The sequence below is a fragment of the Sphingomonas bacterium genome, from assembly GCF_903644135.1.
Lineage (GTDB): Bacteria > Pseudomonadota > Alphaproteobacteria > Sphingomonadales > Sphingomonadaceae > Sphingomonas.
Genome location: NZ_CAHJXA010000107.1, coordinates 1 through 8,312, shown reverse-complemented (window position 1 = coordinate 8,312; position 8,312 = coordinate 1). Strand labels below are relative to the sequence as shown.

General features: G+C 69.8%; 7 protein-coding genes and 1 pseudogene. 3 read left to right on the top strand and 5 right to left on the bottom strand.

The features are described 5' to 3' along the window. From HUU96_RS07380 to kynU, 4 genes are all read right to left on the bottom strand, one after another. Positions 1–335 (bottom strand): phosphoribosylformylglycinamidine synthase subunit PurQ (locus HUU96_RS07380; protein ID WP_174292192.1); only part of this gene is annotated, 335 nt, incomplete at its 3' end. Continuing rightward, positions 332–556, bottom strand: a complete 225-nt coding sequence (gene purS, locus HUU96_RS07375) for a phosphoribosylformylglycinamidine synthase subunit PurS (protein WP_174292191.1) — start codon at positions 554–556, stop codon at positions 332–334. The genes purS and HUU96_RS07380, both read right to left, overlap by 4 nt. Position 557: 1 nt before the next feature. Next, positions 558–1,337, bottom strand: coding sequence for a phosphoribosylaminoimidazolesuccinocarboxamide synthase (gene purC, locus HUU96_RS07370; RefSeq protein ID WP_174292190.1), 780 nt, complete (start codon positions 1,335–1,337; stop codon positions 558–560). 104 nt (positions 1,338–1,441) lie between these two features. Next, positions 1,442–2,656, bottom strand: coding sequence for a kynureninase (gene kynU / locus HUU96_RS07365; RefSeq protein WP_174292189.1), 1,215 nt, complete (start codon positions 2,654–2,656; stop codon positions 1,442–1,444). Between the two features lie 70 nt (positions 2,657–2,726). Between kynU and HUU96_RS07360 the strand changes: the two genes are divergently transcribed. From HUU96_RS07360 to HUU96_RS07350, 3 genes are all read left to right on the top strand, one after another. Further along, positions 2,727–3,914: a glycosyltransferase gene (locus HUU96_RS07360; protein ID WP_174292188.1), complete on the top strand. Its 1,188-nt coding sequence runs from the start codon at positions 2,727–2,729 to the stop codon at positions 3,912–3,914. Between the two features lie 33 nt (positions 3,915–3,947). Continuing rightward, a complete protein-coding gene (gene parC, locus HUU96_RS07355; protein ID WP_174292187.1) occupies positions 3,948–6,185 on the top strand; it encodes a DNA topoisomerase IV subunit A in 2,238 nt (745 codons plus the stop codon). An 89-nt stretch (positions 6,186–6,274) separates the two neighbouring features. Next, positions 6,275–7,939, top strand: a complete 1,665-nt coding sequence (locus tag HUU96_RS07350) for a putative bifunctional diguanylate cyclase/phosphodiesterase (RefSeq protein WP_174292186.1) — start codon at positions 6,275–6,277, stop codon at positions 7,937–7,939. Here HUU96_RS07350 and HUU96_RS07345 read toward each other — a convergent pair. Continuing rightward, positions 7,928–8,312, bottom strand: a pseudogene (locus HUU96_RS07345) (CCA tRNA nucleotidyltransferase); the annotation flags it as partial. The gene HUU96_RS07350 and the pseudogene HUU96_RS07345 overlap by 12 nt on opposite strands.

Sequence of the window (8,312 nt, the reverse complement as noted above, 5' to 3'; positions counted from 1 at the left end):
ACATAGTTCAGCCCGGCGTTGCGGATCAGCGCGCCGGGCAGCAGCCCCGCCTCGGTCAGCACCTGGAAACCGTTGCACACGCCGAGCACCGGCATCCCCCGGCCGGCGGCCTCGACCACTGCGCGCATCACCGGCGAGCGCGCCGCGATCGCGCCCGAGCGCAGGTAATCGCCGTAGGAGAAGCCGCCCGGCACCGCGACCAGCGCGATCCCCTCGGGAAGGTCGGTCTCGCCATGCCATACCATGGTCGGCGCGGTGCCGGTCACCGCCGCCAGCGCCACCGCCAGGTCGCGGTCGCAGTTGGAGCCGGGGAAGACAACGACCGCGGTCTTCATCCGTCGCGCTCGATCCGGTAATCCTCGATCACGGTGTTGGCGAGCAGCTGGCGGCACATCGCCTCGACATCCGCTTCGTCCGCCACCTCAAGCTCGATCAGCTTGCCGACCCGCACCTCGCCCACGCCGACGAACCCCAGCGAGCCGAGCGCATGGCCGATCGCCTTGCCCTGGGGATCGAGGACGCCGGGCTTCAGCGTCACGACGACACGCACCTTCACCCTATTTGCCCCGCCGCTTGCGATGGGTCGCCATGTCGAGCACCGCCGAATCCTCGCCTTCCGGCAACAGCCCCAGCCGCCGCGCGACCTCCTGATAGGCCTCCGCCTCGCCGCCAAGGTCGCGGCGGAAGCGGTCCTTGTCCATCTTCTCGTTGGTTTCCATGTCCCACAGCCGGCAGCCGTCGGGGCTGATCTCGTCGGCCAGGATGATGCGGCCATAGTCATTGTCCCAGACCCGGCCGAACTCCAGCTTGAAGTCGACCAGCTTGATGCCGCAGCCGGCGAACAGCCCGGTCAGGAAGTCGTTCACGCGGATGGCAAGGTCGGCGATGTCGTGCATCTCCTCCTGGCTGGCCCATCCGAAGGCGGCGATATGCTCGTCGGAGATCATCGGATCGCCGAGCGCATCGTCCTTGTAGTAATATTCGATGATCGTGCGCGGGAGCTTCACTCCCTCCTCGATCCCCAGCCGCTTGGACAGCGAGCCGGCGGCGATGTTGCGCACCACCACCTCGATCGGCACGATCTCGACCTGGCGGATCAACTGCTCGCGCATGTTGAGGCGGCGGATGAAGTGGGTCGGCACGCCGATCGTGTCGAGCAGGGTGAAGATATGCTCGGAGATGCGGTTGTTGAGCACGCCCTTGCCGTTGATCGTGCCCTTCTTCTGGGCGTTGAAGGCGGTGGCGTCGTCCTTGAAATACTGGATCAGCGTGCCCGGCTCAGGACCCTCGTACAGGATCTTGGCCTTGCCTTCGTAGATCTGGCGGCGGCGTGCCATGCGTTAGGCCCCCTCGAACGCGAAGCCCCGGCGGCGGCTAGGCCGGACCGGGGCGGGATGTGGCTGCGCTATAGGCAAGGGGGGAGGTGGGCGCAATCGAGCGATCAGGTGACGGGTCGCCGCTCGGCAAAGGCCGGGTCGCGCCAGACTTCGGTGGCGATCACCTCGCGCAGCGTCTCGCCGGCGCGCCAGACATCCTCGTGGGAGAGGTAGAGCGGCGTCAGGCCAAGGCGCAGGATATCGGGATCGCGGAAGTCGCCGATCACCCCGCGGGCGATCAGCGCCTGGGTGAGGGCGTAGGCATCAGGGTGGCGGAAGCTGATGTGGCTGCCGCGGTGCGCCGGGTCGCGCGGGGACACGCATGGGAGGCCGGCCGCGTCGCCGGCGGCGGCGAGGATCGCGAACAGCGCCGCGCTCTTCGCCCACAGCGCCGCGCGATCGACGTCGCTCCAGAGGTCGAGCGCCGTCTCCAGCGCGGCGAGGCCGAGGATGGCGGGCGTGCCCGACAGCCAGCGCGTCATGCCCGGGGCGGGGCGGTAGCCATCCTCGAACGCGAACGGGGCGGCGTGACCCATCCAGCCCGACAGCGGGTTGGCCAGCCGCTCCTGCCAGCGGCGGGCGACATAGAGGAACGCCGGCGCGCCGGGACCGCCGTTGAGATATTTGTAGCCGCAGCCGACCGCCAGATCGGCGTCGCAGCCGTCGAGATCGATCGGCACCGCGCCGACCGAGTGGCTTAGGTCCCATAGTACGAGTGCGCCGGCGTCATGCGCGGCGTGGGTCAGCGCCACCATGTCGAACCGCTCGGCAGTCTTATAGTGGACATGGGTGAGGAGGAGCAGCGCGGTACGCTTCCCGATCGCACCCGCAAGGTCGGCACGCGGCACGATGTGCAGGGTGCCGCTGGGAACGCAGGCGACCGCTCCCTCGGCGATATGGAGGTCGGTGGGGAAGTTGCCCGCCTCGCTCACCACCTCGGTCCGCGTCGGATCGAGGCGCAGCGCGGCGACGATCAGCTTGTAGAGATTGGCCGAGGTCGAGTCGCCGACGATCACCTCGTCCGCCGCGGCCCCGATCAGCGGCGCGATCTTCGCGCCCAGCCGCCGGGGCGCGTCGATCCATCCCTCGTTCCAGCTGCGGATCAGCCGCTCGCCCCATTGCCGGCCGGCAGCGTCGGCGAGCGCGGCCGGCGTGGCGCGGGGCAGCGCGCCCAGCGAGTTGCCGTCGAGATAGATCACGCCCGCGGGCAGCGCGAACCGCTCGCGCATCGCCGCCAGCGGGTCGGCGGCGTCGAGCGCCCTGGCTTGCGCGAGGTCCATGGCCGCGGCGCTATCCTGCCCGGCCATCGGCGGCAACGGTCGCTTTACGCGTCGCTGCTATGCGGCGCGCATGAAGATCCTCGTCCTCTCCAGCCTCTACCCCAATGAGGTGCAGCGGCGGCACGGCATCTTCATCGAACATCGCCTCGCCCACACGCTGCGGCCGGGCGACGAGGTGCGGGTGGTCGCGCCGGTGCCGTGGTTCCCGTCGGCAAACCCGCGCTTCGGCACCTATGCCGATTACGCCAGGGTGCCGAGGGCGGCGGAGCGGCGCGGGATCAGGGTCGAGCATCCGCGCTATCCGGTGGTCCCCAAGGTCGGCCAGACGCTCGCGCCTTGGCTGATGGCGGCGGCGATGGCCGGGCCGATCGCACGCATTCGCCGCGATTTCGACTTCGACGTCATCGACAGCTATTATCTCTACCCTGACGGTGTCGCGGCGGGGCTGCTGGCGCGGCGCTTCGACCGGCCGTTCGTGATGAGCGCGCTCGGCACCGATGTCAGCCTCATCCCCGACTGGCGACCGTCGCGGGCGATGATCCTAGCCGCGATCGAGCGCTCGGCAGTGACGACGACGGTGGCGGGGGCGCTGCGCGACGCGCTGATCGGCATGGGCGCGCGGCCCGACAAGCTGGTGGTGGTCGAGCATGGCGTCGACCTTGACCTGTTCCGGCCGTCTGCCGACCGCGCATCGGCGCGCGCGGCGTTGGGACTGAACGGGCCGGCGGTGCTGTCGGTTGGCCACCTGATCGACCGCAAGGGGCATGATTTCGCGATCCGGGCGGTGGCGGGGCTGCCAGGCGTTACGCTGATGATCGCCGGCGATGGCCCGCGTGAGGGAAGCCTGCGCGATCTGGCGGGCAAGCTGGGCGTGGCCGACCGGGTGCGTTTCCTAGGCCATGTCGAGCAGCACCAGCTGCCGGCGCTGTACGGAGCGGCCGATGTGACGGCGCTCTGCTCCGACCGCGAGGGGATCGCCAACGTCCTGCTTGAGTCGATCGCCTGCGGCACGCCGCTGGTCGCTACCGCGATCTGGGGTTCGCCCGACGTGGTGCGGGTGCCTGAGGCCGGCGTGCTGGTCGAGCGGAGCGACGCCTCGATCCGCGCCGGCATCGCGCGGCTGCTCGCCGGTCTGCCCGACCGCGCGGCGACGCGGCGTTATGCCGAGCGGTACGATTGGGATGAGACCGGCCGACAGCATCGGACGCTGCTGGATGCGGCGGTCGCTGGCCACCGCGGAACACATCACGAACTTTGACGCGCCCTCTGCGGCTGCTAATGCTCGCCGCCGATGGCCACCGACTTCCAGGACCCGTTCGACGCGATTGTCGACGCGCCGTTCGACAGCGCGCTGTCGGAGCGGTACCTCGTCTACGCGCTGTCGACGATCACCGCGCGGTCGCTGCCCGACGTGCGCGATGGCCTCAAGCCTGTTCACAGGCGTCTCCTCTGGGCGATGCGGCTGCTGCGGCTCGATCCTAGCCAGGGCTATAAGAAGTGCGCGCGCGTCGTTGGCGACGTCATCGGCAAATACCATCCGCATGGCGACCAGTCGGTGTACGATGCGATGGTCCGCCTCGCGCAGGATTTCGCGCTGCGCTATCCGCTGGTCGACGGGCAGGGCAATTTCGGCAATATCGACGGCGATAACGCCGCCGCTTATCGCTACACCGAGGCGCGGCTGACCCAGGTCGCGATCGACCTGATGGACGGCCTCGACGAGGATGCGGTCAGTTATCGGCCGACGTACAATGGCGAGGAGCAGGAGCCGGAGCTGTTCCCCGGCCTGTTCCCCAACCTGCTCGCCAACGGCGCGGCCGGTATCGCCGTCGGCATGGCGACCAGCATCCCGCCGCATAACGCCGCCGAGCTGCTCGACGCGGCGATCGCGCTGGTCGACGACCCCGCCGCCGACCCGATGGCGTTCGTGGCTGGACCAGACTTCCCGACCGGCGGGCTGGTGGTCGATCCGCCCGCCGTCATCGCCGAAAGCTATCGCACCGGCCGCGGCAGCTTCCGCGTCCGCGCGCGCTGGAGCATCGAGCGCGAGAAAGGCGGCGGCTGGCAGATCGTCGTCAGCGAGATCCCCTACGGCGTCCCGAAGGGCAAGCTGATCGAGGGCATCGCCGCGCTGATCAACGACAAGAAGCTGCCTATCCTGGCCGACGTGCGCGACGAGTCCGACGAGGCGGTGCGGCTGGTGATCGAGCCGCGCAGCCGCACCGTCGATGCGGGCGTGCTGATGGACGGGCTGTTCCGCCTGTCCGACCTCGAGATCCGGGTGCCGCTCAACCTCAACGTCCTCGATGCGACGCGGACGCCGCGGGTGATGAGCCTGCACGGAGCGCTGGCGGCGTGGGTGGAACACCAGTTCGTCGTCCTGATCCGCCGCACCGAGCATCGGCTGGGGAAGATCGCCGACCGTATCGAGCTGCTCGACGGCTATCTGATCGCCTATCTCAACCTCGACCGCGTGATCGCCATCATCCGCACCGAGGACGAACCCAAGGCGGTGATGATCGCCGAGTTCGCGCTGACCGACCGCCAAGCGGAGGCGATCCTGAACATGCGGCTGCGCTCGCTGCGCCGGCTGGAGGAGTTCGAGATCAAGGGCGAGCGCGACAAGCTCGAAAAGGAACGCGCGACGCTCGCCGCACTGCTCGCCGACCCCAAGAAGCAGCGCGCGCGGATGAAGCGCGACTTGGTCAAGATTCGAGACCGCTATGGTCCCGAGACGAAGCTCGGCCGTCGCCGCACCACGGTCGAGGAGGCGGCACCGACCCGCGACATCCCGCTGGAGGCGATGATCGATCGCGAGCCGATCACCGTCATCCTGTCGCAGCGCGGCTGGATCCGCGCGCTGAAGGGCCATGGCGACTTGGCCGCGCCGGAGACGCTGAAGTTCAAGGAGGGCGACGGCCCCGCTTTCGCCTTCCATGCGCAGACCACCGACAAGCTGCTGCTCGCCGCTGAGAACGGGCGCTTCTACACGCTGGCGGCCGACAAGCTGCCGGGCGGGCGCGGGTTCGGCGAGCCGGTGCGCGCGTCGATCGACCTTGATGGCGGCGTCGGCATCGTCGCGCTGCTGCCCGCGAGCCGCGCCGCGAAGCTGCTGGTGGCGGCGAGCGATGGGCGCGGCTTCCTGGTACCTGCCGCCGACGTCGTTGCCGAGACCCGCAAGGGCAAGACGGTGATGACGCCGCGCGCCGGCGCGGCGCTGAAGATCGTGCGGCCGGTCGCGCCCGCCGACGATTATGTCGCGGCGATCGGCGACAACCGGCGGATGCTGGTCTTCCCGCTCGCCGAGCTGCCCGAACTGGCGCGCGGGCAGGGGGTGCAGCTGCAGCGCTTCCGCGACGGCGGGCTGGCCGATGCACGCAGCTTCGCGTTCGCCACGGGGCTGAGCTGGGCGATGGGCGGCGACAGCGGCCGGACCCGGACGGAGGCCGATCTTGGCCCCTGGCGCGCGGCGCGCGGCGCGGCGGGGCGGATGCCGCCGACCGGCTTCCCGCGCGACAATCGGTTCTGATGCGGTGTCGTCGCTGGTCTGAAGCCAATCTGGATCAATTTATCGGACTGTTTTAGCGGGTCTTAACCACTAAAGGCTAGGCGAGAGCGATGGCTTCCGCCCTGTCAATCCCCCAGGACTGTGCCGGCGTGTCGGTCGAGCTGATCGCGCGCGGGCTGGACCTGGTGCCGATCCCGGCGATGCAGGTCGGCCGCAACGGCGACGGCCTGTTCGCGATCGCGGTCAACCGCGCCTATCGGCTTGCCGGGCTTGGCGCACCCTCGCTCAGCCCGTCGACGCTGACCGCCCTGTCGACGCGGATCGTCGCGTTTCTCGACTCCTCCGACACGGTCGGCCAGTTCGCGTGGCAGATGGGGCAGGCGATCGACTGTCGCCATTATCTGGTCACGCTGGCGCGCTCCACCGCGGCGGTGCGCGACGTCTGCCAGGTGCATTTCATCGACCACACCGCGCAGCACCGCACCGAGCGCAGCCTGCGCCGCGAGATGACCGCCGACAGCCTGACCGGCCTGCCCAACCGCGAGGGCTTCGGCGATGCGATCGAGCAGAGCCTGCGCGCCGGCGAGCGCGTGGCGGTGCTGGTCGTCGACCTGAACCGCTTCGGCCGCCTTAATGCCTGTCTCGGCGGGCTGGCCGGCGACGAGTTGCTCATTACCGTCGCGCGCCGGATCAGGGGGTCGCTGCGTGCCCATGACACGCTGGCGCGGATCGGCGGCGATGAGTTCGGCATCCTGCTCGCGATCGACGACGGCGACGAGGCCTACCACGCCGCCAAGCGGATCGAGCGCGTGTTGACCGAGCCGTTCCGGCTCAGCGATTATGAGATCGGCGTCGAGGGATCGATCGGCATCGCCTTCAGCGACGCCGAGAACTGCGTCGACGACCTCGTCCGCCATGCCCAGTTCGCGATCAAGCGCGCCAAGGAGACCGGCCGGCCCGAGGTGTACCAGAACCACGAGCTGGCGATCGAACGCCAGCGGTTCGGCATGGAGACGGCGCTGCGCCGGGCGGTCGAGAATGGCGAGCTGCGGCTCAGCTATCAGCCGATCTGCGACCTCGCCACCGGTCGGATCGTGTCGGTCGAGGCGCTGGCGCGCTGGCGCACCGGTGCGGGCGAGGAGATCGAGCCGACCCGCTTCATCCCGGTTGCGGAGGAGTCCGGGCTGATCGTGCCGCTCGGCCGCTGGGCGATCGCCGAGGCGACGCAGACGCTGGCGGCCTGGGACGCGCGCGCCGGCGGCGATTGCGGGATCAGCGTCGCGGTCAACCTGTCGCCGATCCAGTTGCAGCGCGACACGCTGACCGGTGTGGTGGAGCGGGCGCTCGCCGCCGCCGGGCTGGCGGGCGAGCGGCTGAAACTGGAGCTGACCGAGAGTGCGCTGGTCACCGACCCGGAGCGGACCGCGGCGACCATGCACTCGCTAAAGGAGTTGGGCACCACGATCGCCATGGACGATTTCGGCACCGGCTATTCCAACCTGGCCTTCCTTCAGAAGCTGCCGATCGACCTGTTGAAGATCGACCGCAGCTTCGTGACCGGGATGCTCGCCGATCGCGACAAGATGGCGATCGTCCGTGCGATCCTCAGCCTCGCCGACGCGCTCGGGATGCGGACGGTGGCGGAAGGGGTGGAGACGCCCGCGCTGGTCACGACGCTGGCAGCGATGGGCTGTTCGATGGGACAGGGCTTCCACTATGCGCGCCCGCTGGCGGCGGACGCCGCCTGGACGATGATCACAGCGTCAGGTCGCTAGCCGCGCCGCGATCTCGGCGGCGATGACCGCGACCCGCGGCTCGGGCGGGAAGCCTTCCGCGATCCACCGGCTCTCCACCTCGCGCAATGCCTTCGCCACCGTGGGTCCCTGGTGGAGCCCCAGCGCCACCAGCGCGCCGCCGCCGATCGGCAGCCGAGGTGGAACCCAGCCGCTCAGCGGTGCGACATCGCCCCCGGCCAGCAATAGGCGGTCGACGGCGCTCTCAACTCCCGCACGGTAGGCGAGCGCCTGCGGGCCTTCGGTGCCTGGCCCTGCGCCGGCCGCCACCAGCCGGCGGCGCTGCGCATTTGACAGCTTCAGCCGCGCGCCAACCGCATCGGCGGCATCGGCGGCATCGGCGGCATCGGCGGGG

Bases quoted from the DNA above. Each gene is read 5' to 3' on its own strand.
- purC (WP_174292190.1), bottom strand. From the start codon at position 1,337: ATGGCACGCCGCCGCCAGATCTACGAAGGCAAGGCCAAGATCCTGTAC.
- kynU (WP_174292189.1), bottom strand. From the start codon at position 2,656: ATGGACCTCGCGCAAGCCAGGGCGCTCGACGCCGCCGACCCGCTGGCG.
- HUU96_RS07360 (WP_174292188.1), top strand. From the start codon at position 2,727: ATGAAGATCCTCGTCCTCTCCAGCCTCTACCCCAATGAGGTGCAGCGG.
- parC (WP_174292187.1), top strand. From the start codon at position 3,948: ATGGCCACCGACTTCCAGGACCCGTTCGACGCGATTGTCGACGCGCCG.
- HUU96_RS07350 (WP_174292186.1), top strand. From the start codon at position 6,275: ATGGCTTCCGCCCTGTCAATCCCCCAGGACTGTGCCGGCGTGTCGGTC.